Below are 25,464 nucleotides of genomic sequence, written 5' to 3'. Positions count from 1 at the left end.
ATGGAATTTGTAACCCATCATTTCATATAGCCTTAATTAATTTATCGCTAAATTCGTTAATATTCACTCCCACTCGCAGCGCATTTCAGCCCCAACTTCCAAAATCCACCAATGATGTGTATTGGAAACTCCTTAAGAAAAAGCCAATACTACATGTCAGCAATAAAATTCGCTTGTTCCACAGTAATGTGACAGTAAATTAATACAATACATTCAATTTCATCCAACCATCCTTCAGCTCTGATTGTCCATAGCGCATAAGATAATCGAATGCGGCAGAATGCTTTTTGGACTATGAACATTAACCAAGGAGTAAACTAATGCCTACATACGTGGACTCGTCGAATCGCTCGATGGATACTCTGTTATGCTCAGCCAATCCTCAGAGTCCAAATCCCTCTCTGAAATCCTCATACAAGCGAGCATGAGGTATTTCTTCTCATCTATCGTGTCAGCCTTTTTTTCACTGTAGAGAGTTTTGGTCACCCTCAAGCTTCCGTCAGAGGTTTGGAGGCAATGATCAACAAAGGCCGAACATGGACCATTTACGAATAGGTTATATGGTTCCTCAAACTCCCTGTATAGAAAGCATGACCGTGCATGCTTACTGGACACTTTCGGAACTAGCAGGCGATCGTCGAAGCTGACGCTTGCGATGTCAGTCGACTGAAAATCAAAGGGATAGAGCCATTTAACGAAGCGAACGAATGACCTCCTCGATCTGTCCACCAAAGAAATTGGAATTTCCTATGGCCTCAACGTTTTTGATCCAAAAGCAATCCTTACCTTCACCCTTCATCCTCCCTGGGATATTGAAAGCCTCTATATGCTGCACAAGAACCTTAGCTTCCCACTTGAGTGTGCTTTCCAAATCAAAAACCAGTGCAAGGTGGGGGTCGACACAATGCATTGCCTCGATCCGAGTTTGCTTTGGGGATTGACCTTACTTACTCGTTGTCGACTTTTTCATAAAATGTCACGTAAAGCCAAGGTTAACAAAAGCAATCCCCATCCAGCGGATCATACTTTAAAAAATTTGCCAAGGGATTTTTACGACAATTCAAAAACGTATGCACTTGCCATCCAACTACTCATCTTTAAGCGTTCAAGGCGTTTTGAAGAACATAAGTGGATGCCAAGACACAAAGTAGAATTTTTGGTAGAACTTTACAAGAATTCCACAGCTATAGTTCATAAACAATTGATAACCAAGGGTCCCCATAGTTCAATGGATAGAACCGCGGTTTCCTAAACCGTTAATGTGAGTTCGAGTCTCACTGGGGGCACCATCTGTAAGATGTTGATTTTAAGCTATTTAGTTCTAACTTTGTCATTTTTAAAATTGCTCTATAATAGAGTATGAAAACGCGTAAATGCATCGATTTCGTGCTAATAAAATGCAACGGATTTGTCTAAAGGAGCAAAGTCGGTGACTAATCTCGTTCGTTTCCAATTATTCAGTGGCGAGGCATTATCTTTCTATGCTCCTCGTATCCATGAGGAACGGAATATTCTGCTGAACGGCACCGCGTTAGAAATTGGCTTAGGTGAAAGAACCTTTGCGATCCTAAGACTGTTCTTGGTTTTCGTTTGCTTCAGAATCTTCTTCTCGCTCAATTGCCTGTGTCAAAGGGCAATCGAAATCCGTCAGACGGGAATTCAATCAACAGGCTCTACCGAAGCCACTGGTCGAACCGGCGGCAGCGAGCCATAAGGCCTTTGCGTCGCGCAATGTCTGGAGTCTGCAGAACGCCTTTATCGAGGTGCCAGGGGCAACTTGCCTCTGTTGCCCGGGCGAACGGAGCGGTTGCATGGTTTGCCTCTCATAGCTTGTGTCCTTTCTAAAGGCCCAGACTAACTTGGCAAGCGGCTCTGTTTAAGTGGATACGGTCAGTCAGATTATAGTCATTGAACATGGACCGAAAGGTGGGGCCCAAGCAAGTCTATACAGACGCTTCTCAGCTTCCGACATTTAATGCGGTTGGGACCCTGCCTTGGCTTGGTGAACCGGTTGATTGTAAAGAGAGGGTTAAAGCACATGCCCCACAAATAGCCCCACAAAATATAGACTTTCAGGGGCGTTTGCTGTCACAGTTTAGCAATTTAAGCGACGGCAAGGAAATTTCGCAAACCGTTGATATTTCGTGGCTTGACGCCGATTGCCACGACTTGACCAAAGTGAAACTTGGTGCGGGTGGAGGGAATCGAACCCTCATCCCAAGTTTGGAAAACTCATATACTAGCCGTTGTACTACACCCGCAAGTAAGAGGCGAAGGCTTGACCTTGTTACCTAAGTGGGTCAAGTATATTTAATAAAATAGCGATCTTGCTGTTTTTTACTGCTATTGCATTTACTGAACCTTTGATCCTGCAAAATTATGGCGATGTTAAGTCAAAGTGCGGCGAGTTCTTCGTCCGCTGGCTCCAAGAAAAAAGTTTCGTTTGCCGAATCGCAGCGACTGGCCAAACAAAAAGCTTACGAAAAACAAGCCCACCGCAAGAAGATCAAACTCGATGAATTAGCTGTTTTTACCCAGCAGATTTCATCCATGTTGGAGGCCGGTTTGCCTTTGGTGAGTGCGCTGGAAGCTTTGCAGGACCAGACGGAAAATCCCGTTTTTAAGATCATCATTCGAGATGTTCGTAACGACATCGCGGGCGGCACAGCGTTCTCGGATGCGGTTCGCAAATTTCCACGTGCTTTTCCCAACTTGTTCGTTTCCATGGTCGAGGCTGGTGAAGCGTCGGGTGCCTTGGCGGACATTATGGCCAAGGTGGCGATGTATTTTGAGGAATCATTGGCGTTGGTGAAGAAGGTCAAGAGTGCAATGACTTATCCGATCGCGGTTATCAGCTTGGCAGTGATTTTGGTTAACGTGCTGTTGATTTTTGTTATCCCCGTTTTCGCGGAAATGTTTGCTGATTTCGGTGCCGAGTTACCCAAGCCGACACAGTTGTTGATTGATATTTCGGACTTCATGAAATACAATATCCACTGGATCATCCTCGGTGGCGTCGCATTGGTGTGGACGCTCAAACGGGTGACGGCGACTCCGCGTGGTCGACGGTCCAAGGATGTCTTTTTTAGTAGGTTGCCGATTATCGGAAACTTATCTCAAAAGGTGAATATCTCTCGTTTTTGCCGCACTTATGCAATTCTGCTACGAAGCGGCGTGCCGATCCTCCGCACCCTTGAAATTTGTTCCAGCGCATCGAACAACACCTTCATTGAGGCGGCCTGCCTTAGCTTTAGCCGTCACATCAGTCAAGGGGGCCAGTTATCGGAAGTCATTGCGGATACACCGTATTTCCCTTCCATGGTCAAGCATATGGCCAAGGCTGGTGAGCAAACGGGTAACGTTGACGGTATGATGAACAAGATTGCCGACTTCTACGATGTAGAGGTGAACAATATTGTGGAGTCATTGACATCTTTGATGGAACCAATCTTGATCTGTGTGTTGGGTGTGGTAATTGGTGGTATCGTTATGGCGATGTTCTTGCCGATCTTCCAGCTTTCCAGCGTGGTCGGTGGATAATGAAATGTAGCTCCATACCCTTTGTGAACTTATGCCAAGCTTGCTAATTGTCGATGATTTGCCCGCTATCCATGAAATGCTTACCGGGCTTATGGGTGCTACTGGCTATCTTTGCGCCGGGGCTTCCTCCGGCGAAGAAGCACTCATGCGCTATCGGCAAAGTCGGTTTGACGTTGTTCTAATTGATTACGCAATGGAGCCCATGGATGGGCTGGAGCTTAGCAGGCGGTTACTGAACACAGACCCCAATGTGGTCATTATACTCATGTCAGGTTTTACGAGCGAAGATCTGGCCCATGATGCGCTCGATGTTGGCATCTATCTGGTGATTGAAAAACCGATCCAGATCGATTCGTTAATGGTAGCGGTCGAAAAGGCGTATGAAGAGTCAAAGGTTCGCCGTCCTCAACTGAAGGAAGCTGATATTGAAGGTTTGCCCTCGCTCGCGGAACACCTCCAACTGGCGGAAGAAAACTATGTCGGCTTTGTGCTCGATGTTTGCGGTGGGGATAGGGAAAAAGCAGAGGGAATCCTCGGAGTGGAGATTACCTGAAACCAAAATTGCAAGCAGTCGATCAGCACCAACAATGGTGATTCATTTATAAGCACGATGGTCTAGTTTGCCAAGAAATGCGAGGATTGCGGAGTCAACGAATTATTCGCTCGTCGAGTTCGATTTTTATGCTATGGTTCGCCGCTATGCGTAACCGTTTCTTCTCATCCATTTTTGCTGTCACGATGCTCTTTAGCGCGGCTCGCGCCGATGTTGCTGAGTCTTACTATGCAGGTGTCAACCCTGACGCAGAGATGGTCTTCATTGCGGATCTAGAGTCCTTGCTGGCTTCTCCGCTGGTCATGGCAGTGCAGCAGATGATGCAGCAATTTTCACCTTCCGAGAACCCAAAGGCGCTTGCTATGGGATTGACGGAATTTACGGGCGCGACGACTGACGATCTTGGCAGATTTGTGGTTTCCACAAGTGATGTCGCTCTGCTTCAGCAGATGAATGGTGCAGAGGAGATGAGCAAGGAACAGATCAATCAGTCGGGCATGATTATGGCCTTCCAGTTAAACAAGGGTATCTCGAAGGAGCAATTTCAGGCTTGGGTTGAGAGCATTACCGCGCCTGACGAAATGGCCAAAACCGAGAAGAAGGCAGTTGGCAATGGTGTGGTTTATCAGTCGCCTGATGCGAATGGTATGACGGTTGGCTTTCTGCCTTCCACTGGACAGACGATGATTTTTGTAGGTGGCGATGTTGCTGTGACCAAGGCGCTCACCGATGAAAAGGGCACGCTCCCGAAGTCAATTGCAGTAGCGCAATCACTCGTCCCAAGTATGCCAAACATCGCGCTGCTTGCTTCTCCTTCGGAGGCTTGGAAGGCTGATTTGATCAAGCAAGCCGAGGAAAACATGGAAGATGAAGGCGAAGCAGCTTACATTAAAGACGCCGAGCAATTCACCTTTGGGCTCAACATTTCTGATGGTATTAAGATCCTCAGCGGAATGAAATTCCAGAGCGCCGATACGGCGAAAAGTGCTTACACGAATTTGAACGAAACCGTGACCGAACTGAAGGCGATGCCGATGGAGCAAGGCCCGATGATGATGCTCATGCCGTTCATCACCCGTTTGCAGGTTGCTGAAAATGGCGACACGATTTCGCTCGATACAGAAATGTCCGCCGTCGAGTCTCAGCAAATGCTTATGATGCTGCCAATGCTTATGATGCAGCAGATGCAGGGTGGTATGGAGATGGAAGTAGAAGAGGAAGAAGTTATTGTCCCAGACAATAGCGGCATGTAATCCAATGCGTTGCATTGGACTGACATTAATTGGCTTAACGCTCTCTTCGCTGCTTTTGGCAAAGGGAACGTTGGCTCAGTTTTCGGTAATTGATGCATTGCTGGCTGGCATCTATGATGGACCGACCAATATTGGTGAACTGAAGGCGGCTGGCGACACCGGTTTGGGCACATTTAACGCGCTGGATGGCGAGCTCGTCATGCTGGATGGCGTGGTTTATCAGATCGCGCACGAAGGAGAGGTCCACGTGATGCCGGACGATGCTCATACGCCGTTTGCAGTTGTCTGTGACTTCATGCCGGAGATGGTGTTCCCGCTCTGGCCCGTTGACTCCTTTCACGCGTTCGAGGGTCGTTGGACAACACTCTCTGCGGCAACGGATGCCGACTATCTTTACCCTCCTGATCCATTGAGCGAAAACCAGTTTTACGCGGTGAAATTGGAGGGCAAGTTCACCACGATTAAGGCCCGCAGTGTGCCGCGCCAGTCCCCCCCCTATCGGCCACTGGGGGAGGTTGTCGCCGATCAGAATATTTTCAATTTTGCCGAAATTGAGGGCACAATGGTCGGCTTTTACTGCCCGCCATATACGCGCGGGGTGAATGTGCCGGGCTGGCATTTTCATTTCATAAGCCAGGACCGCCAGTTTGGTGGCCATGTGTTGGATTTCAGTAGTACGGGGCTGCCGGGCGTTACGGTTGCCTGGCAGATGCTGGATAAGCTGTCGCTTCGACTGCCCGGCGACGCCGTCTTTGCGAATGTCGACCTGACACCTGATCGGCAAGAGGACTTGGATAAGGTCGAACGTCTGCGCACGGAGGATTAGCTCATCTTGCTGCCCCAGCACTACGCCTTGGATTAATTTTCCTCATGACGGGAGTTTCGTCTTTCCACGTCTAAAGGTCTGGATAGACTTGCGGGCTTATGTCCGTAGAGAATCGCATCCAGCGCCTGCAGGCTGCGTCACCTTTCTATGCGCAGCAATTAAGACTGCATCCAGACTGGATTGACTGGCTCGACAAGCCGAAGAACCGAGAGTTTGAGTACCGCTACAGCTCGCTGGAAGATCTCTGGAGACGGCGGTTTTGTGAGGGGGACTTTAGCTTGGACGCGTTACGACAGTTTCGTCGGCGCATGTCGATGCGCATTGCCTATCGAGAGGTCAATGGACTGGCGGATGTGGCGACAAGTTGGCGAGAGCTTTCGATGCTCGCAGAATTCATTTTGCGTCGCTTGTGTGATTGGCGGCTTGAGGAGTGGCGTGAGCGCTATGGAGAGCCTTATTGTGAGGAGACTGGTCAGCCCACGCGCTACTGTATTTTTGCACTGGGTAAGCTGGGGGCGGGCGAGCTGAATTTCTGTTCTGATATCGATCTCATTTTCAGTATCGATGGTAATGGCTTCTGCCGGAAGCACGGGCGCACCACATCGGTGACATCCCGGGAATTCTATGACCGCTTTTTTCGTCAACTAGCCGTGGACCTGACGGCGAATTCGCCCGATGGGCAGCTCTACTATTTGGACCTTCGCCTGCGTCCAGATGGGGAGGGGGGGGCGCTGGTCCGTACTGCCGACAGCCTGATTAACTACTATTGGGATGCGGGGCAGACTTGGGAGCGACTTGCTTGGCTGCGCGCCCGGCCTGTTGCGGGGGACCTCGCCCTTGGTCACGGCGTACTGGAGGAGATCAACCCGTTCCGATACCCGCGCTTTCCGCCGCACAAGGTGATGAACGAGGTGGCCGGGGTAAAAATCCGCACTGAGGCTGAGGTCCCAGCTGATAAGATTGCGTTGGACATCAAGACTGGGCCTGGTGGCATTCGGGAGATCGAGTTCATTGTGCAGGCGCTTCAATTGGTGCATGGTGGCCGTAATCCATTCCTACAAACCTGCTCCACGATTGAGGGGCTGGAGAAGCTGGCTCGTTATGGCGTGCTCACGGCCGATGACGCCTGCTTCCTCGATCACGCATATCGCCGGCTGCGTTTGCTGGAAAACCGTCTGCAAATGCGTGGTGAAAGGCCTCGTCATAGCCTACCGACTTCGGTGGAAGACAAGCTTTGGCTGATTGAAACCATGGGCGTGCCTAGTTGGGATGAGTTTGTCGCCGAGCTGGACCATTGGCGTTCGGGCGTGCGACAACGCTATATGGAGCGTTTCGCGGCTGACCCACAGGAAACCGTGGTGCAGGCTTGGACGTCGTTTTTGGCGGGGCAGGCACCAGGGGGGGGGATCAGCGATTTACTGAGCGGCTGGTTTCCGAACTCTGAGGATACTGAGCAACGTTTACGGCGCTTTGTTTTGGGAGATTCTCCAGGGTTGATCACGCGGGATTCGGTGCTGCGTTTCCTTGATTTGGCGGCGCACTTTGATCGTATTTTACCTCGGCTTGCCCGTCCGATGCAAACCTTGGAGCGCATTGGCCGTTTTGCGGAGAGCTACGGCGCGCGGCGCCATTTTTTCCGTGATTCCAGTAATCCGGCACTTTTTGAATCGCTGAGTTTGTTGTTCGACCGGAGCACTTTCATTTATGAATTGCTTTGCCGCTATCCTGGAATGATGGAGGAACTGCTCCACGAGGCACCTCGGCGGCTGAAGTCGCGTGATGAATGTCGGGCGGAAATCGAACTACTGCAAGGCGAGAAGGGGGGGGGGGCTGACCGGCTCTGGCTTTACGTAAAGGCCGAGCAGGTGCGCTTGGCGATGGCGGAATTACTTCATGGAGTGACACTAGAGTCGGTCGGCTGGGCGCTGAGCCAGTTGGCCGAGGCGGTGGTTTTGGATTCGATGCAAAGCGTTGGAATTGAGTCGGTTATGGTTGTTTCGTTGGGGAAGTTTGGTGCTGAGGAGTTGTCTTTGGGATCTGATCTTGACCTGCTTTTGCTGGCAGAGGAGCCCTTGAGCCCCAAAGAACAAGCGAAGCTGCGGGCATGGCTGGCACTGCTCACGTACAATGCCGGGCTAGGGCCAATGTTTGAGATTGATCTAAGGTTAAGGCCTTATGGCGATGTCGGCCCGTTGGCGATGACACTGTCAGGGCTGATCAAGTATCACGCCTCGGGGCAAGCGAAGCGTTGGGAAAAGCAAATTTTGGTGCGGGCGCGGACGATCGCGGGCTCTGCGGTTCACCAAGCGTCATTTAACGAGTGGCGGGATGAATTGCTCTACCGGACGGTATTGCCCGCAGAGGAGGCAGGTGATTTATGGCGCATGCGCCTTAAGATCGAAAGGGATAAGCCCGCGGAGCTATCCCCGCCTCAGCGCGCGTTTAAAACGGGTCCTGGCGGTCTACTTGATTTAGAGTTTTTGGCTGAATTGTTGGCCCTGATGTATGGCGCACACGAGCCCGAATTACGGCAGCCCCACGCCCGGACCTGCTTCCTTGTTGCTGCGTCTAAGGGGCTTATGGGCAATGAGATCGCCGATCAGTTAATTGAAAACTGGAATGCCTTGCGATTGATTGAGTTCAACCTGCGCCGACAAAATTTTCAGCCTGTCACGGAATTACCAGACGATGATGCGATTGCACGGACACTTGCGCTTTGGATTGGTCCGTCGGAGCTTTCAGAATTCTGGCGGCGCTACCTCCAAATACTGGCGGAAAATCGCCGTACGCTCACTTATTGGCTGAAGGATTCATTGGCGAAAGAGACGTCTTTTTAATCGCGTGCAGATGCGCCACTTTCTGGCAAGGTTATATAAGTTCGTGTTCGACAGAGAAAATGATCTGGTTATAGTGAAACATTCCTACGTCTCAGAGGTCGCTTATATAGTCTCTTTTTTATCCATCGTGATTTACAAACACCATTCCACTTTACGCCAGGCACTGATGCTTGCCTGTGCCGCGTTTCTCTGGATTAACGTCGCCCACGCTGAGGCGGTCGATGTATCCGCTTTTCAAACCACGTCCACCATGCGGGACGAAACCAAGGAAGTCGTTGGCCGATTGGAAAGTAGCCACTATCTTGGGCAGACGATTGCCGATCTAGACCAAAACGAGTTCATCGCTGATTACATGACCGATTGGGATACCCAGCGGATGTTTTTTCTGGAAACCGAGCTTGCCGATTTTCAGCGTCGTTTTAGCCCGAGTCTTGATAAAATGCTGAGCCGCGGCCACCTGATGCCAGCATTTGAAATTTTTCTGGAGTTTCGTCAAAACGTGGAGAGTCGCGTGAGTTGGGTACAAAAACGTCTCAATGAGCCTTTTGATTTTTCTGGTGTCACTACCTATGCGCCCGATCGCTCAGAAGCCGAATGGCCAGTGAGCATTGCCGAAGCCAACGTGCTCTGGGAGCGTCGCTTGCAGTTTGAAATGCTCAATGAGTTGCTCTCTTTGTTGGAGCCGGGCACCGACCTGAACGATCTGCGCGAACTGAGCCCGGAGATTGCCAAAGTCACTCCGGATGGTGTTGAAACCACGGTTGAGATCGAGGATGGAGCAACCCAGAAAACGCTGGATGAGGCTCTTGTCGAGGCCCGCGAAAACATTGGCAAGCGCTATGATCGTCTGCTTCGTTGGGTGCAGGAGATTGAGCCGATCGATGTGCAGGAAACATTCCTGACTGCCCTGACACACCAGTACGACCCGCATTCAACCTTTATGTCGGCGGATACGCTGGAAGAGTTTTCCATTGCGATGCGCAACTCACTTGTTGGCATCGGTGCTGTGTTGTCGGATACCGACGGCTATTGCACGATCCGCGAATTGCTTCCCGGAGGTCCCGCTGAGCGTAGTGGTAAACTGAAGCCCGAAGACCAGATTGTCGGCGTGGCACAAGACAACGACGGTGAAATGGTCGACGTAATCGGTATGAAGCTGAGCAAGATCGTAAAAATGATCCGAGGCAAGAAGGGCACTACCGTGCGCCTGAAAATCCGTCCCGGTGATGGTGATCCTTCCGTGCGCAAAACCATTACACTCACACGCGATGAGATCAAACTGACCGCCAAGCTGGCTAAGGCCGAGGTATTTGAAGTCCCCGCTGGAGATAAAACCATTGCAATCGGCGTGATTGATTTGCCCGCGTTTTACGGCTCGGGTGAACCGGGTTCCGGCTACAACAGCACCACCGAAGATGTCGAAGAGCTGATCAACAAGCTCAAGGAAATCGGCGTGGAAGGCATTGTGCTGGACCTACGTGCCAATGGCGGGGGTCTGCTTTCGGAGGCGATTCGCCTGACCGGTTTATTCATCCCGGTTGGTCCTGTGGTGCAAGTGCGCGATTATGTGGGCCAAGTTCAGGAATTCCTCGACGACGATCCCAAAGTGGCTTGGGACGGCCCGCTGATGGTGCTCGTGTCCCGCTTTAGCGCCTCGGCTTCTGAGATCACCGCCGGTGCGCTGAAGAACCACCAGCGCGCGCTTATTGTTGGTGACAAGCTGACCCACGGCAAAGGCACCGTTCAAGCCGTGTTTGATATGAACCGCGGCGGCAACTGGTTTACCTCACTCCGTCCGCGCAAGGGTGCTGCCAAGGTTACAGTGCAGAAATATTACTTGCCCGATGGTTCTTCGACTCAGATTGAGGGCGTCAAGTCGGACATCGTCCTGCCGTCGATCAATGAATATCTGGCTGTTGGCGAAGGTGAATTCCCGCATGCGCTCGCTTGGGATTCCATTGATTCGCTGGAGTGGGACTACGACAACTCACATGTTGAAGACTTTTTGGTCAATCAATCTATCGTTGAGCAGCTCCAGTCCCAGAGTCAGGATCGCCAAGGTTCCTTGGAAGAGTTTGGTTATTTGCGCGAAAACATCGATTGGTTCAAAGCCCGTCAGGAGCAAAAGGAGTTTTCCCTTAACTTGGAAGAGCGTCGTTCACGCCGTGCTTCGGATAACGATTTTCGTGAGTTGATGGAAGGGCGCTACGACACCTTGGCCGCGTTAAATTACACATCCGACGAAATTTTGCTCAACGTAACCGAAGAGCAGAACCGGGAGCACGATGCGCTCGTGGCCGCACAGGCTCAACCTGCCGATGCCGCCGACATTCCTGTTGGTGAAATTGAGATTGAAGAAGACGCCAAGAAGGCTGCATTCGACATCCAACTGCGGGAAGGCCTCCGAATTATGGCGGACTGGATCGCGATCGCGCAAGAAGCGGGGGAGAGCCAAGCACTAGCCGCCGCACCTGCTGGCGAGCCGCGCAGCTAATTGTCCAGCTTGGTCAACTGTGAATGGGATGCGTTACATTAATGACTTTTAAGTGGTTCGTTAACTGTTTTCCGTTGCCAAATGCGGTGCGCACTTCTAATTCGTTGGCCATAGCTTATGTCTACTGAACACTTTACTGTCCAAGACCTTGAGAATGGTCGCTTAATCCTCCTCCAAGGCCAGCTCCATGCAGCAGCATGTGGCTCAATGAATGACGACCTGTTGGCGGTTTGTGAAGAAACAGATGGTCCAGTGACTTTTGATCTGGGCGGTGTTTCATTTGTTGCTTCTTCCTTTCTCCGGACTGTCCTAACCGTCAACCGAGCGAAGGCGCGTGATGCTGGGTTTGCCATCATCAATGTGCAGCCTGAAGTGAAGAAGGTGTTCAAAATGGCGGGGCTGTGGGACGCATTAGGGATGTCCAAGACAAACTGAATCCGCGCTAATGCCGATTCAGATCAGCTACCTAGCGGATCATCCGGAATGGATTGCAGCTGTTGGTCATTGGTACCAACAGGAATGGGAAAATGTTTGGGAGCCCAAGACCTTTAGTGGCTGGTGGGATGTTTCTTGTGAACACGCCAATTACAGCTCGCTGCCAATCGCATTTGTGGCCCATCAGAATGGCGATCTACTAGGCGCGGTGGGGCTCGACCCCTTTATTTTCGTTCCTGAGCTTAACCAGTTCGACGGTCTTTGGATGACCGCGCTCTTTGCAGATCAGGCCCGGAGCCAAGATGTGAAGGCGATGCTGGTGCGACAAGTGTTGGAGACGGCCAAGCATTTTGGACATCGCCACGTTTACACAATGTGCCGCGTTTCGGACGGAAATTATAATTTCGAAGGACGTAGTTGGGAGCGCAAAGAGCGTACCATCCTCTGTGGACGGGAGATTTTTATACTGTCGATGACCATCGGATAAGCCCGTCAGGGAGGGGCGAAAACCTTCATTTTTCCGTGCGTGCATACGGGTTCTTGAAAAATTCGCTGTTCATTTGCCCGCATCTCCCTATGAACGGTGTTTCGCAAACCACGACCCGGATAACTCATGATTGACCTCAAACTTCTCCGCGACAATCCCGCCGCACTCCGCGAAGCCATCGCCCGAAAGAAATTTACGGTGGATTGGGACGCCATTTACGCACTCGATGACCAGCGCCGCGCCGCCATCGCAACGGCAGAAAGCCGCCGTGCTGAGCAACGCGCCGCGAGCAAGGAAGTCGGCCAGATGAAGGATAAAAAATCGGCCGAATTTCAAGAACGCGTCAAGGCGATGAAAGCCATGTCCGACGAGGTTAAGACGTTGGAAGAAGCCGCTGCTGCCGTTGAAGCAGAGTGGAAGGCTCTCTTTTTGCAGATTCCCAACATGCCGCATGAAAGCGTGCCAGAAGGCGGAAATGAGGAAGATAACATTGTTGCGGCTGAGTTTGGCAGCCCGTCGGATGTTTCCTCAGAGGCCGTTGCCCACTGGGACATCCCTTGGTTCTCATCGGCGATCGATTTCGAGCGGGGCGTTAAGGCCACGGGTGCGGGTTTTCCATTTTACGTTGGAGACATGGCGCGCTTTGTTCGCACGCTGATCACGTTCTTCCTGGATGAAGCGCGGGACAACGGCTACACCGAGGTGCTGCCCCCTCTCATGGTGAACTCTGCGAGCGCGACGGCTACTGGTCAACTGCCCGATAAGGAAGGCCAGATGTATCATGCGACCAAGGACGACCTGTATCTCATCCCGACAGCTGAGGTGCCGGTAACGAACTTTTTCCGTGACGAGACTTTCGATGAAAAGGATTTGCCGGTTTATCGTTGCGGCTACACGCCTTGTTTCCGTCGTGAGGCCGGGAGTTGGGGAGCGCACGTTCGTGGCCTCAACCGTCTGCATCAGTTTGACAAGGTGGAGATGGTCAAGTGGGTTCACCCTGACACCTCATTCATCGAGCTGGAGAAGCTTCGTGAGGACGCCGAGCGCATTTTGCAAAAGCTCGGCTTGCCTTATCGCGTGCTGTTGATGTGCGCAGGCGACATCGGGTTCCCGCACGCCAAGCAATACGATCTGGAGGTCTGGGCTGGCGGTCAAAAACGTTGGCTCGAAGTGTCGTCCTGCTCGAACTTTACGGATTTCCAGGCTCGCCGCGCTGGTATTCGCTACCGTCCAGCGGTTGGTGGCAAGGCCGAGATCGTGCATACGCTCAACGGCTCAGGCTTGGCGGTGCCTCGTGTGCTCGCTGCATTGCTGGAAAATAATTTGCAGGCCGATGGCTCGGTTCTTGTGCCTGAATGCCTGCAAAAGTGGTTCGGATCGGATCGTTTAGGCCCATTTTAAGGCATCCAAATGGCTCTCTGGACGGGAAAAACTACGTCACATAACTTTTCTTCACCTAATCGTTACCTGTCAAACTGGGTTTAATACTTGCCCCGGTTGCGGAATATCTTGGAAATCTCTGCTCCATGAATCGCTTTCTTCGTAATACCGTCGCGGCCCTGTTTGCAGTAGTCGCTCCAATTGCCGCTCACGCATCGGATTTGCTCGATCCAGACTTGACCAACTATGAGAAGGTCTCGGGCGTCTCCGGTAACTTGAACTCTGTCGGCTCCGACACCTTAAACAACATGATGGCGCTCTGGGCGCAGGAATTCAAGGCGCTCTACCCGAACGTTAATATCCAAGTGGAGGGCAAGGGCTCCTCGACGGCACCGCCAGCGTTGATTGAAGGTGCCGCCCAGCTCGGCCCGATGTCCCGCATGATGAAGGCGGAAGAAATTGACAAGTTTGAGGCCAAGTTCGGCTATAAGCCCACTGCAGTGCCCGTCGCCCTTGATGCTTTGGCGGTCTTTGTGAATAAGGACAACCCCATCGACGGTTTGACGTTGGAGGAAGTCGATTCGATCTTTTCCAGTACTAATAAGCACGGGGGCAGCCCAATCAATACTTGGGGCGAACTTGATTTGAAGGGTGAGTGGGCAGACCGTGCACTGAGCCTCTACGGTCGCAATAGCGCCTCTGGCACCTATGGCTTTTTCAAAAACGTGGCCCTGAGCAAGGGAGACTTCCGCTCGACCGTTAAGGAGCAGCCAGGTTCGTCTGCTGTTGTGCAGGGTGTGGCCAGCGATTTGTATGGCATCGGCTACTCCGGCATTGGTTACAAGACCTCTGGCGTTAAAGCCATTGCACTTTCCGACGATGGTGGCGCACTGTTTGAGCCTTCCTTTGAGAACTGCCTGAGCGGTGATTATCCGCTGGCTCGTTTGCTTTATGTTTATGTGAACAAGGCACCCAACCAGCCGTTTGATCCATTGACGCTTGAGTTCATTAAATTTGTTCATTCGCGCCAAGGCCAGGAGGTTGTGGCTAAAGACGGCTACTACCCGTTACCTGCGATGGCGGTGGATAGCTTTATGTCCGAATTGGAAAACTAATCTTGAGCCAGACACAAAGGAGTCGAAGTTCTGCAACGCTTCGCCTGTTTTTGGAACCTTGGAGAATGTGGCAGTTGAGCGTTAAAGTGATTGAGACTCGACTATTTACACCTTCCACGCCTGATTTGTCTGGCACTATAAGTTAGCGCTATGGCGTCCCAATCTGATCCAACTGCTGATCCTAAGCGCTTCGACGTCTCGAAGGGCACGCTGCGGCTGGACAACTTCATGACTCACTTCATCAAGGTGGGGGGTGTGGGCATCATTCTGGCGGTATTCGCGATTTTCCTCTTCATTACTTGGCAGGTCCTACCGCTTTTTGAATCTGCCAAGGTGCAGGAAGAGGCTGTCATCGAAACCGGAGTCGCTGATTTTCAGTTAGTTGGGGTGGATGAATGGGGCGAACTCCCGTTTATGGTGGATATCGCAGGTGATTTCACCTTTGTGGATATCAAGCGGGTGGATGGCGAAACGCTCGTCTTGGGGCCTCTCGGGGTTTATAAAGTTACGCCGAAATTTGCCGATGAGGTCACGTTTACGGCTGCCAATTACCACTCGAAAAGCGAAGAGGTGATTTTTGGCGCGTCGGATGGGCGTTACACACTCGTCAAGGTAGAATACAAGCCCGTGTTCGACGACCGAGGTGAGCGGAAGATTGAGGCAAAGCTCAAGGCTGACAAGTTTTACCCGCTCGGCAAAGGCTTAGGCGCTGTGCGCGTGATTGATTATTACGACGCAGACAAAGACCGCTTGGTTGCTGCCCTTGTGGAGGGGGATTCGGGGCTGGAAACACGCGCCACTACCTTTCAGCGCAAGAAAACTCCCTTTGGCGTTGGGCCTTGGAAGCCCGCGAAAGAGTATGATTTGACCAGCCAGATTGAAGGCCATCCGATCAAAGTACTCGTTACGGGACAGGGGAACGGCGTGCTGGTTTCCACTCGAGAAGGCTCGGTTTATTCATTTCTTATCAACCAAGGCGAGATCAGTCTGGAGCAAGTCTTTCAACCTTTTGAGGGACTGGAAAACCCGGAAATTGGTTCGATGGATTGGCTCTTGGGCAATGAATCGCTCGTTTTTACTTCGGCTGTTGGTGATAACGTAATCTTTGCCCAATATCTGCCAGAGCTCACGCCTGAAGAAGAGAAGGCGGGTGTTGAGCGGAAACGGCAATTCACCGAGATTAATCAATTACCCAAGCTGGACGGCCCCGCTGATCTGTATTCGCACAGCATGCGTAATCGCGCATTCTTGCTTGGCAGTGGTCCTGAGGCCTCTATTCGCTATGGCACGACTGGTGTTGTGCGTTGGGAGAAGTCCCTCGATTTTACGCCAAAGGCGGGCATCCTTGGCTCACGTTACGAGACGATGCTGCTGGCCGACGATACGGGCCGCTTGCACTTTTATTCGATCCATGACCCACATCCGGAGGGTGGCTTCAAGGCGTTTTTCAGTAAGATTTGGTATGAAGGGCAAAACGAACCCAAGTGGATTTATCAGTCCTCCGCTGCCGACGCCGAGACAGAGCCTAAGTTTTCGATGGTGCCGCTTATTTTTGGTACCTTGAAGGGCACGCTTTATGCGATGATTTTTGCGATTCCGATCGCGCTGTTAGCTGCGCTCTACACCTCACAGTTTCTGAAGCCGGAGTATAAGAAGGTGGTCAAGCCAATGATGGAAATCATGGCGTCGCTGCCGTCGGTGGTTTTGGGCTTCTTGGGGGCGCTGTGGTTGGCACCGATTATCGACACACGTTTCCCGTCGATAATGCTGATCATGTTTTTCCTACCACTCACAGCGCTCATCGTTGGTTATGGTTGGGGTAAGCTTCCACAGCGCTACCGTCTCTATTTAAGACCGGGGCAGGAATTCCTGATCTTCATTCCGCTACTGATCGGCATCGCGCTGATTGGCTGGAATCTTGGGCCTTGGGTGGAGAGCTGGGCCTTCGTTTACACCAATCCTGATACGGGCGTGGCGACCGGAGATTTCCGCCTTTGGTGGCCGGAGCACACTGGTGTTTCCTATGACCAACGTAACTCGCTCGTGGTTGGTTTCATGATGGGGTTTGCGGTGATTCCGATCATCTTCACCATTGCGGAGGATGCGATGTCCAACGTGCCACAATTCCTCACGTCAGCCTCGTTGGCGTTGGGCGCGAGTCGTTGGCAAACGGCCAAACGCGTGGTTCTGCCAACGGCTTCTCCTGGCATGTTTTCGGCGATTATGATTGGTTTTGGTCGTGCAGTGGGTGAGACGATGATCGTCGTTATGGCCACTGGTAATACGCCGATAATGGACTGGAATATCTTCAGCGGCATGCGTACGCAATCGGCCAATATCGCGGTGGAACTGCCCGAGGCACCGAAAGATTCAACGCATTTCCGCATTCTCTTTTTTGGGGCACTCTTGCTCTTTGTGATGACCTTTGTCGTCAATACCGTGGCGGAAGTCGCCCGCGTGCGCTTGCGCAATAAATACAAAACAGTCGGTTGATGACTAAAGAACCCAAAGGCTTTGACAAACGCATGCGCCCAGCCGGTGAGATGTATGTCTGGTTGTGCGCAATGGGTTTGGCGGCAGGCATCATCATGGTGATCGGACTCTTGTGGGTTATTGTGGCCAACGGTGTCCAAGTTTTCTGGCCGCGCCCAGTCTACGAGGTCACGCTCAAGGACGGTTCGGTGATCGCGGCGTCCATCGTGGAAGATCGCGAAAAGAAAGTTGCGGAAGAGGGAGGGCAGTTCGCGCGTGAATATAAGCTTTTCACCGGTAACAAAGACGCCTATGGGCGCCAGTTTCGCTACGTCGATCAGAATGAGATCGTGAGCATGAATGAGCCGGCAGACATCATTGTCGGCGAGCGCGAAGGTAGCGGACAGGCCATTTTTTATCCGATTGAACTAATCTTGGCCGATGGCAAAACCGTTGCTGCCGATAGCCCGGACTTTGACGCCACCTTCCAGAGATTGATTGACGAGGCAGCCGACGCACGCGCCAAGGCCCGACATATCGACCGAGGGCCGATTGGAGGCTACTCAGCGAAGCTCAAGAAAATCTATCTCGAAAAGCGCCTGCTGCAAAAGCGCAATCCCGACGAAGATAAGGACCTCCAAGCCATGGACGCACTCTTCATCCAAATCACGAAGCTTTCATCGGATGAAACCGAACAGAAAAGCGAGTTGATGGCGCAATATCAGGCACTGAATGACCGGGGGGGCATTTTCGCCGAAATGGCAGTTCTCAACGAGCGCGAACGCTTGCTCAACGAGGAATTTGCTCCGTTGCTGGTCCAGAGCCAAGCGCTCAAAGACTCAATCAATAAAAATACGCTACGCTATCGGCTGATCGACGGAACCGAACGTGAATACGCCGCCGGGAAAATACTCCTCACCTATCAGCCCAATCAGCTTACTGCGATCGACAAGGTTTTGTTTTTCATTGGGCATTTTTGGATGTTCCTCTCGGAAGATCCACGCGAGGCAAATACAGAGGGAGGCATTTTTCCCGCAATTTTTGGTACCTTCGTGATGACGCTTTTGATGTCGATCGCGGTGATGCCCTTTGGCGTGCTGGCAGCCATTTATCTGCGTGAATATGCTTCTCAAGGCCTCTTTACGCAGGCCGTTCGGGTCGCGGTGAACAATCTCGCGGGCGTGCCATCAATCGTTTATGGTGTCTTTGGCCTGGGCTTCTTTGTCTATGGCATGGGCAGTTGGATCGATGGTGGGGCAGATGACCCAATGGCGGTGGCTTCATGGAGCCTCTGGCTCGTCGTATTGGCAGTGCTGATCGTTGCGACCGTGCTTTTGGCCCAAGAGGATTATTGGAAGCACCGTCGTTGGCTTAAGGATAACATTCGTCGGCAGACGGTGTCGACGTTGTCGGTCATTGCCTTGATCTTGTTGGGCTTTTTAATTTACGAGAGCCCGTTTTTCCATGGATTTTTCTCTGATCGTTTGCTGCTCAATGAGCCAACCTTTGGAACCGGCGGCGTGCTCTGGGCATCATTGACTCTTGCGCTCATGACAGTGCCGGTGGTCGTGGTGGCGACAGAGGAAGCGTTGGCCGCTGTGCCTCGTGGTGTGCGAGAGGCCTCGCTGGCCTGCGGTGCCTCGAAATGGCAGACCATTCAGCGAATTGTGATGCCGGCTTCGGCCTCAGGCGTGCTTACTGGCTTGATCCTCGCCATGGCTCGTGGTGCTGGTGAGGTGGCCCCGCTGATGTTAGTGGGAGTCATTAAATACGTGCCCGAGTTGCCGCTGGACACCACGGCACCGTTCTTCCATTTTGAGCGCAAGTTCATGCACCTGGGCTTCCATATTTACGATCTAGGCTTTCAGTCACCCGATTCTGAAGCGGCGAAGCCCATGGTTTTCGCCACCACCTTTCTGCTGATCGTGTTGGTAATCATCCTGAACCTAGGCGCAATCCTGATCCGTGATCACCTTCGCCGCAAATACGCCTCTGGCACTTTTTAAATTTTTGATCCCATGACCACTGCCGCACCGTCCGAGTCTCCTGCGCAAACCATATCATCGCCTGATGAACAATACATTCAGGTTAAGGATTTTTCGTTCTGGTATGGCTCATCTCAAGTCATTTTCGACCAGACCTTTGACATGCCCAAGCAGAAGGTTACGGCGTTTATTGGCCCCTCTGGTTGTGGTAAGTCGACTCTGTTGCGCTGCTTCAACCGCATGAATGACCTCATCGACGGCATTCATCATACGGGTGACGTGCAGGTGGGGGGGGAGAGCATTTTTGATCCCATGCTTGAAGTCATCTCACTACGCAAGCGGGTAGGGATGGTTTTCCAAAAATACAACCCATTCCCTAAATCGATCTACGAAAACATTGTTTACAGCCTACGTGTTGCTGGACGCAGTAAGAAGAGTGAGTTGGATGAAGTTGTCGAGCGGAGCCTGCGTTCATCGGCTCTGTGGGATGAAGTTAAAGATCGCTTGCAGGACAGCGCGCTGGGTCTTTCTGGTGGTCAAATGCAGCGTCTTTGCATCGCTCGTGCGATTGCTAACCAACCGGAAATCCTGTTGATGGACGAACCTTGCTCGGCTCTCGACCCTGTAGCCACGGGCAAAATCGAAGAGCTTATCCATTCGCTCAAGCGTCAATTTACCATTGTTATCGTGACGCACAACATGCAACAGGCTGCCCGTGTCAGTGACCGCACCGCGTTCTTCTATTTGGGTAAATTGATTGAATACGACGAGACGCAAAAGATCTTTATGAACCCTGAGAAGTCACAGACCGAAGATTATGTTTCCGGGCGCTTTGGTTGATTCGTAAGAAGAATATATTTTAGGAAAATTGTTGAAAGAACGTTGGATGTAGCATAGGCTACAAGTAATTCAGCGATTCAAGAGACATACCCAAATGCATCATTTTTACGAAAGCGAACTCGAAGATATCCGGCGAAAGCTCGTCCTCATGGGCGAGAAGTGCATAGACATCGTACGTCTGTCTATCCAAGCGCTGGAGGAAAATGACCTTGGCACCGCTCAGCGTGTGCTTGGCATGGATGACGAGATTGACGAGCTTGAGCTTCAAATAGATGGCGAGTGCGTGCGCTATTTAAGCCTTCGTGCGCCAGTAGCAACCGATGTGCGCTTGCTGACTCTGTGCATGAAGGGTTGCCATGACCTTGAACGCGTGGGTGACGAAGCTTCCTCGATTGCCAAGCGCATCCGCCGTCTTTCCCGGCAAGGACGTGCTATTGGTAATTTGGCGGGAATTCCAGAGATGACTGAAATGGTGATCACTCAACTCCGTAACGCACTGGATAGCTTTATCGACGAGAGCTACGAGAAGGCCATGTCCTTGCCAGAGAGTGATCGGAAAGTTGACGACTTGAACCGCGCCAATTTCGATGTGCTCATGTCCCGCTCAACTGATGACCCGACTTACGTTGCAATCGGTATTGAGCTGATTTTCATTTCCAAAAGCCTGGAGCGCATTGGCGACCACGCTGTTAATGTTGGCGAAGAAGTCGCCTATTTGATCAAGGCCAAGGACGTGCGTCACACCGCCGCTGTTCGCCGCTCGCCCGAGACTTACTGAGCGGACGCCCGCCCATGGATACGCCGCAACTCCCTTGGATCGGTCCAGGCAAGATGCCGCTGTTTCTTGCGCCGATGGCCCGCTTCACAGACAGTGCATTCCGTCAGCTTTGCAAAGAGCAGGGTGCCGACGTGATGACCACGGAATTCGTGATGGCCGAGAGTTTGCTGCGCAACGAGAAATCGTGGCGCAACGTTGATTTTACCGAAGAGCAGCGCCCAATGGGCGTCCAGATTTTTGGCTCTTTGCCCAATCGTATGGCTGCTGCCGCTCGGGCAATCGCTGATCGCGTGCGCCCGGATTTTATCGATATCAATTGCGGCTGCCCAGCTAGTCGGGTGACGGATATTAACGCCGGTTCATCGCTGCTCAAGGACCCAGCGCTTCTGGCTCAAATTATCCGCGCCTGCGTGGCTGCTGTGCCAGAAATCCCAATCACAGTGAAGATACGCGCGGGGTGGGATCACGATCAAATTGTTGCGCTGGAGGTCGGTCAACGCGCACAGGATGCCGGTGCCGCGCTTCTGGCTATCCATGGGCGGACCAAGGAGCAGGGCTATCGTGGCGAAGCAGATTGGGATTTAATTAATCAGGTGGCCGCGGCGCTTACGATTCCCGTCGTTGGGAACGGCGGTGTCCAAACTTGCGCTGATGTGGCCGCACTTCGCGAAAATTCTCCCGTTAGCGGTGTGATGATTGGCCGAGCTGCGTTGGGTTATCCTTGGCTGTTTGGTGAGATTAAGCACTTCCTAGCGACGGGTGAGATTCCACCGCCGCCAACTCCCGAAGAACGCTGGCGCACGATCTTTCGATTCGTCGAGCTGCTCTACGCAGGTCCCTACGCCGACAAGGCACTGGACGATGTCGGCTGGCTTCGCGCGAAGGTCAAAGCCCTGACGAAAGACATGCCACATAGCCGCAAGCTGCGTCCATTGATCGACGGTGTTATGCACGTTGATGGATTGCGTGAGATTGCCGCCACCCACTTGGCTGAGTGCGCAGTGGAGCTTGTGCCAAGATAGGCTTGCCAAGCTGCCTTTGACCGCTTTTGTATGAGTGCTTTGCGGGCCTGTAGCTCAGTTGGTTAGAGCAGGGGACTCATAATCCCTTGGTCCTCGGTTCAAGTCCGAGTGGGCCCACCATTTTAGTAATCAAGCACTTATGCGATTTATGGTCAGCAAAATACTAGCGCTTTAATTTTATTGTGCAGTGTCAGTGCAGTTAAAGGTCCCGCAAAAATGCTATCTCAATTCAATTTGAGGCTGAGCGGTAAATGTTTGAGGCAATATCTGCCATCAAGGGCACTGCTAGAAAATGGTGTTTTTCAAAACGATCTCAAAAAAATCAAAATTACTGGCCTACCTCATGTGGTCGAGGGATGGACTTCGGTGGTTATGTTCTGCGATCAGTCCAGCGAGCACCTGCCGAACCATGGGACTCAGCCAACATGATTGCGATTCATAGAACACAACAAACACCCCAGAGAGGGTGCCGCAGCGAAAATCTTAAGTCCCGCAATTAGTCGCCACCCGGACCACTCTGGTCACAATCATCAGGCACCATACATGTCGAAAAAGGGTCATTCCAGGTATTATGATATAAGAAAGTCTTACTGTGGGAGCTAGCAATCCTACCACCACAATTTTCGACCACTTCAGCCAAGTAATGCATGGTAGTGTCGAGTTGAGATAATTGCTGATCTGTAATGCATTCAGTATTCTCACATCTGCTAGAATTACAAGTCGGATACTTAATAACATAGAGATCATAAATCACATTCCAATTCTGACAGTAATTTGGCACTGTCTCCAATTCAGAATACCAGTGATTACACTGCACTCCTCCCAGTAATTGAATCGCCAATCCTTGTGACAGAGCGACTATAGATAATAGCTTTATTATAATTTTAATTTTCATATTATTATTATTATTCACTACTTAGCAATTTTTCCACTCAGATGCCTTCTCTCCCATCTGAATTCATCCCAAACCCGTCGGCTACTACACAGTTCAAGGAATTCATTATAGCTTGGAACTGGGAAGTCCGGCCACTGCGCATTGTATGACCTTGGTTCATCTGGAATTCTCGTATCGTAAACATTAGCTAGAACATGTAGAAGTCGTGATCTCACCTCCGCCTCATCAAGCTGGACTCCAAAATCTATACTGTCTATGTTGTAGGAAATTTCAGTGAAGACATCTCCATTCTGAAACCTATAAGTCACCTTACTTGGGAAATGAATGCCTTCAGTAAGTCCTTCTAGATAGTTGTAATTGTTACTAATGATCTTTTTATTCCCATTTTCCTTATTGGTCGCCTCCCAGGACTTGGCCAAATAACCAATCTCAGGATCTAAAATTATATTGTAAACAAGCTCATCGCTTTCTGCCTTTATCTGGATGTCGCCTCCTGCCATTTCGATAATCTCGCTAACATCATCCATAGAAACCTCCGACATCCACTCTCTTCCACTTGCCGCAACTACTCTAGCATCAATAACTGGATATGAATCCTGCTCCGCCACTACTGACAAGCCAATGCGAAGCGTATGCGGCTCCTGAAACAGTATTTGCTCTAATGAATCTCGGTAATAATGGGTCACATGCTCGACATCGTTTGCGCTAAAGGACCGTTTCAGGTAAAACCCTTCATCTGAAAAATAGAATTCATTTTCAAATGAAGTAGAGCCTCCTTCAGGGCCTACCGACATCATTCGTGGGTTGTTTGTAGCGAGCATTTCCTGTCGCCAGACTAATCGTCCCACTACGAAAGCCTCTTCCTGCAAGAGTAATTTGTGCCAGACAGTGTCCAACAATTCCTTATCTTCGGGAACCGCAGACAACAATACTCCTGAAATAAGATATATCCCTAAGGAAATGATTGTTTTTTTTAAACTATCCATACATTAGCCTTCTTTTTTCTTAGAATTAATATTCTATTCTAAGCTTATGTTTTTCTCACCGAGCAAGAAAACTTGGCCATGAGAATCGTATGCGTATTGTTTCAACTCGTTGCCAGTTATTTTGCGTATCAGTCTTCCTTGAGGATCATAGGAGTATTTCACAATGGAAATAAGTTCATTGCCATCATACTCTTCGATCTTACGTATTTTACGAAGAGCAGGGGCACTAGTGAAGTAATGCTCTATCCAGCGTTTTTCTCCTACTTTTCGTTCTTGATAACCGTTTGAAGGGCTGTCAAAAAAAGAAGTATCAATTCCCATTGGATTAATCCGCTTGATAAGTGCAGAATCCCGCAACCAAGGCACCTTTATGGCGGAATCTTTAGTTTCACTGCGCTCCACTTGAATTGTGTTAAACTTATCTGCCATTGCAAATCCAGTGCAGATATCCCACTGAAACTTTTTAACATCCTGAAAGGCGATACGCTTACTCATCAATAAGGTGCCCTCGGATAATTGCTTATACGTAAACTCAATTGGAATGTCGTCTAAATCAGCGTTTGTTAGCAGTGATTTTTCCCGTTTAATATCACCACAGGGTTTCTCGTTTAGTAGAAAGCTAGTGAGTTTAAGTCGAGTTACCTCACCATTGGTTTCAATTAGGACATCAGAATAGTATGGATGATCGTGTCGACTAACCGAAAGTAATATCCTACCATTCTCCCGCAATATCATTTCACGATCGGTAATCTGAAAGACATATACAGGTGAATGGTATCCAAACCGAAACCCTTTCAATTGTCCAAAAGCATACCAAAACTTATAGTCCAGAGTTTTATGAGTTACCTCAATTCGCTCTCCCCCCTTCACTTCGGCCACCCAGCTGCCGCATGTGGAGTAATATTTATCATTCGCTCTCTTCTTATCCACGGCTAATTTAAACGACGATTGCTTGCCATCAATCCTAATCCAGGACAAAACCTGCCCATCAACGAAAGTTATGCGGCTTCGAAAGAGTGGAAGATACCAAAAAACACCAAGTATGCCAGGTGCATTTTGAGGATTAGTGCTGAAAATTTGGTAAAGTGGTATTTCATAGTCATTCAAGGATAATGTCCCAACCTTCAAATAATCTTCGAAATAACCTTCTCGTGTCATATCGCCAACAACACCTTTACCCGGCTCAAATGACAGAGGTGAGTCTGCGTCTACCAAGCAATACGCATCAACTAACGGAAGAACCAAAAAGCATAACTGAAATAATATTTTTGCTATGTTCATCGAAATAAACCTGACTAAAGTAAATCAATCTTGCGAATTGCGTGTTTTTGAAACGATCAGGAGTTACAGTTGTCTTGTTTGATCGAACTGTTACTTTCGTGACGTCGCTGCAAGACAAGGATAATCTTGACAATAGTCCTTCGCAGCGTGCCTGAATGGTATCAACTTAAATGAAAACGACATTATTGAACTTTTAATGAGGTTTAAAAAATCATTAGACCAAGCACGATGTCAAGAGTTAATGGCGTGTTATATAATCAATGGTCTAGATGTAAGTATATTTCA

The 25,464-nt window shown here is 50.6% G+C and carries 18 protein-coding genes and 3 tRNA genes; 18 read left to right on the top strand and 3 right to left on the bottom strand.

The window, feature by feature from the left end; all coding sequences use genetic code 11:
• Nucleotides 1–1,214 precede the first annotated feature (1,214 nt).
• Together IE065_RS01460 and IE065_RS01455 are read left to right on the top strand one after the other, a co-directional pair.
• A tRNA-Arg gene (locus IE065_RS01460) sits at nucleotides 1,215–1,289 on the top strand.
• A gap of 140 nt (nucleotides 1,290–1,429) precedes the next feature.
• Nucleotides 1,430–1,714 (top strand): hypothetical protein, encoded by a 285-nt coding sequence (locus tag IE065_RS01455; RefSeq protein WP_189511096.1) that lies wholly within the window; start codon nucleotides 1,430–1,432, stop codon nucleotides 1,712–1,714.
• 472 nt (nucleotides 1,715–2,186) lie between these two features.
• On the opposite strand, the gene IE065_RS01450 is transcribed toward IE065_RS01455, so the two are convergent.
• Nucleotides 2,187–2,261 (bottom strand) — tRNA-Gly (locus IE065_RS01450).
• 118 nt (nucleotides 2,262–2,379) lie between these two features.
• Between IE065_RS01450 and IE065_RS01445 the strand changes: the two genes are divergently transcribed.
• The 16 genes from IE065_RS01445 (at nucleotide 2,380) to IE065_RS01370 (ending at nucleotide 22,137) form a co-directional block, all read left to right on the top strand.
• Nucleotides 2,380–3,540: a type II secretion system F family protein gene (locus IE065_RS01445; RefSeq protein ID WP_189511094.1), complete on the top strand. Its 1,161-nt coding sequence runs from the start codon at nucleotides 2,380–2,382 to the stop codon at nucleotides 3,538–3,540.
• A 31-nt stretch (nucleotides 3,541–3,571) separates the two neighbouring features.
• Complete coding sequence (locus IE065_RS01440; RefSeq protein WP_189511092.1) at nucleotides 3,572–4,093, top strand: response regulator; 522 nt, start codon at nucleotides 3,572–3,574, stop codon at nucleotides 4,091–4,093.
• Between the two features lie 146 nt (nucleotides 4,094–4,239).
• Nucleotides 4,240–5,346 carry a hypothetical protein gene (locus tag IE065_RS01435; RefSeq protein ID WP_189511090.1) on the top strand — a complete coding sequence of 369 codons (1,107 nt, stop codon included), beginning with the start codon at nucleotides 4,240–4,242 and terminating at the stop codon, nucleotides 5,344–5,346.
• Between the two features lie 4 nt (nucleotides 5,347–5,350).
• Entirely contained in the window at nucleotides 5,351–6,172 is an 822-nt protein-coding gene (gene budA / locus IE065_RS01430; protein WP_189511088.1) for an acetolactate decarboxylase, read from the top strand.
• Between the two features lie 98 nt (nucleotides 6,173–6,270).
• Complete coding sequence (locus IE065_RS01425; protein WP_189511086.1) at nucleotides 6,271–9,009, top strand: [protein-PII] uridylyltransferase family protein; 2,739 nt, start codon at nucleotides 6,271–6,273, stop codon at nucleotides 9,007–9,009.
• Nucleotides 9,010–9,136: 127 nt separating this feature from the next.
• The gene (locus IE065_RS01420) at nucleotides 9,137–11,503 is read left to right on the top strand and encodes a carboxy terminal-processing peptidase (RefSeq protein ID WP_189511084.1); all 2,367 of its coding nucleotides are present in this window, start codon (nucleotides 9,137–9,139) and stop codon (nucleotides 11,501–11,503) included.
• A 117-nt stretch (nucleotides 11,504–11,620) separates the two neighbouring features.
• Nucleotides 11,621–11,938 carry an STAS domain-containing protein gene (locus IE065_RS01415; protein ID WP_189511082.1) on the top strand — a complete coding sequence of 106 codons (318 nt, stop codon included), beginning with the start codon at nucleotides 11,621–11,623 and terminating at the stop codon, nucleotides 11,936–11,938.
• 10 nt (nucleotides 11,939–11,948) lie between these two features.
• Nucleotides 11,949–12,425: a hypothetical protein gene (locus tag IE065_RS01410; RefSeq protein WP_189511080.1), complete on the top strand. Its 477-nt coding sequence runs from the start codon at nucleotides 11,949–11,951 to the stop codon at nucleotides 12,423–12,425.
• Between the two features lie 126 nt (nucleotides 12,426–12,551).
• Complete coding sequence (serS, locus tag IE065_RS01405; protein WP_189511078.1) at nucleotides 12,552–13,826, top strand: serine--tRNA ligase; 1,275 nt, start codon at nucleotides 12,552–12,554, stop codon at nucleotides 13,824–13,826.
• Nucleotides 13,827–13,951: 125 nt separating this feature from the next.
• Entirely contained in the window at nucleotides 13,952–14,920 is a 969-nt protein-coding gene (locus IE065_RS01400; RefSeq protein WP_189511076.1) for a PstS family phosphate ABC transporter substrate-binding protein, read from the top strand.
• Between the two features lie 150 nt (nucleotides 14,921–15,070).
• Entirely contained in the window at nucleotides 15,071–17,413 is a 2,343-nt protein-coding gene (locus IE065_RS01395; protein ID WP_189511074.1) for an ABC transporter permease subunit, read from the top strand.
• On the top strand, nucleotides 17,413–19,398 hold the full coding sequence (locus IE065_RS01390) for an ABC transporter permease subunit (RefSeq protein WP_200163229.1): 1,986 nt from the start codon (nucleotides 17,413–17,415) through the stop codon (nucleotides 19,396–19,398). Before IE065_RS01395 ends, IE065_RS01390 begins: the two co-directional genes overlap by 1 nt.
• A 12-nt stretch (nucleotides 19,399–19,410) precedes the next feature.
• A complete protein-coding gene (gene pstB / locus IE065_RS01385; RefSeq protein WP_189511071.1) occupies nucleotides 19,411–20,217 on the top strand; it encodes a phosphate ABC transporter ATP-binding protein PstB in 807 nt (268 codons plus the stop codon).
• 94 nt (nucleotides 20,218–20,311) lie between these two features.
• On the top strand, nucleotides 20,312–20,995 hold the full coding sequence (phoU, locus tag IE065_RS01380; RefSeq protein ID WP_189511069.1) for a phosphate signaling complex protein PhoU: 684 nt from the start codon (nucleotides 20,312–20,314) through the stop codon (nucleotides 20,993–20,995).
• A 14-nt stretch (nucleotides 20,996–21,009) separates the two neighbouring features.
• Nucleotides 21,010–22,017 (top strand): tRNA dihydrouridine synthase, encoded by a 1,008-nt coding sequence (locus tag IE065_RS01375; protein ID WP_189511067.1) that lies wholly within the window; start codon nucleotides 21,010–21,012, stop codon nucleotides 22,015–22,017.
• A 43-nt stretch (nucleotides 22,018–22,060) separates the two neighbouring features.
• Nucleotides 22,061–22,137: transfer RNA gene (locus IE065_RS01370), tRNA-Ile, on the top strand.
• Between the two features lie 792 nt (nucleotides 22,138–22,929).
• Here IE065_RS01370 and IE065_RS01365 read toward each other — a convergent pair.
• Together IE065_RS01365 and IE065_RS01360 are read right to left on the bottom strand one after the other, a co-directional pair.
• Complete coding sequence (locus tag IE065_RS01365) at nucleotides 22,930–23,898, bottom strand: hypothetical protein (RefSeq protein ID WP_189511065.1); 969 nt, start codon at nucleotides 23,896–23,898, stop codon at nucleotides 22,930–22,932.
• Nucleotides 23,899–23,931: 33 nt separating this feature from the next.
• Nucleotides 23,932–25,179: a hypothetical protein gene (locus IE065_RS01360; protein ID WP_189511063.1), complete on the bottom strand. Its 1,248-nt coding sequence runs from the start codon at nucleotides 25,177–25,179 to the stop codon at nucleotides 23,932–23,934.
• Between the last annotated feature and the right edge of the window lie 285 nt (nucleotides 25,180–25,464).

The organism is Cerasicoccus arenae (genome assembly GCF_014651635.1).
In the GTDB taxonomy this organism is placed as follows: domain Bacteria; phylum Verrucomicrobiota; class Verrucomicrobiia; order Opitutales; family Cerasicoccaceae; genus Cerasicoccus; species Cerasicoccus arenae.
This window is presented reverse-complemented; position numbering and strand designations above follow the sequence as displayed.

Bases quoted from the DNA above. Each gene is read 5' to 3' on its own strand.
- pstB (WP_189511071.1), top strand. From the start codon at position 19,411: ATGACCACTGCCGCACCGTCCGAGTCTCCTGCGCAAACCATATCATCG.
- IE065_RS01415 (WP_189511082.1), top strand. From the start codon at position 11,621: ATGTCTACTGAACACTTTACTGTCCAAGACCTTGAGAATGGTCGCTTA.
- IE065_RS01375 (WP_189511067.1), top strand. From the start codon at position 21,010: ATGGATACGCCGCAACTCCCTTGGATCGGTCCAGGCAAGATGCCGCTG.
- IE065_RS01425 (WP_189511086.1), top strand. From the start codon at position 6,271: ATGTCCGTAGAGAATCGCATCCAGCGCCTGCAGGCTGCGTCACCTTTC.
- phoU (WP_189511069.1), top strand. From the start codon at position 20,312: ATGCATCATTTTTACGAAAGCGAACTCGAAGATATCCGGCGAAAGCTC.
- serS (WP_189511078.1), top strand. From the start codon at position 12,552: ATGATTGACCTCAAACTTCTCCGCGACAATCCCGCCGCACTCCGCGAA.
- IE065_RS01400 (WP_189511076.1), top strand. From the start codon at position 13,952: ATGAATCGCTTTCTTCGTAATACCGTCGCGGCCCTGTTTGCAGTAGTC.
- IE065_RS01410 (WP_189511080.1), top strand. From the start codon at position 11,949: ATGCCGATTCAGATCAGCTACCTAGCGGATCATCCGGAATGGATTGCA.
- IE065_RS01435 (WP_189511090.1), top strand. From the start codon at position 4,240: ATGCGTAACCGTTTCTTCTCATCCATTTTTGCTGTCACGATGCTCTTT.
- budA (WP_189511088.1), top strand. From the start codon at position 5,351: ATGCGTTGCATTGGACTGACATTAATTGGCTTAACGCTCTCTTCGCTG.
- IE065_RS01360 (WP_189511063.1), bottom strand. From the start codon at position 25,179: ATGAACATAGCAAAAATATTATTTCAGTTATGCTTTTTGGTTCTTCCG.
- IE065_RS01440 (WP_189511092.1), top strand. From the start codon at position 3,572: ATGCCAAGCTTGCTAATTGTCGATGATTTGCCCGCTATCCATGAAATG.
- IE065_RS01445 (WP_189511094.1), top strand. From the start codon at position 2,380: ATGGCGATGTTAAGTCAAAGTGCGGCGAGTTCTTCGTCCGCTGGCTCC.
- IE065_RS01395 (WP_189511074.1), top strand. From the start codon at position 15,071: ATGGCGTCCCAATCTGATCCAACTGCTGATCCTAAGCGCTTCGACGTC.
- IE065_RS01390 (WP_200163229.1), top strand. From the start codon at position 17,413: ATGACTAAAGAACCCAAAGGCTTTGACAAACGCATGCGCCCAGCCGGT.
- IE065_RS01365 (WP_189511065.1), bottom strand. From the start codon at position 23,898: ATGGATAGTTTAAAAAAAACAATCATTTCCTTAGGGATATATCTTATT.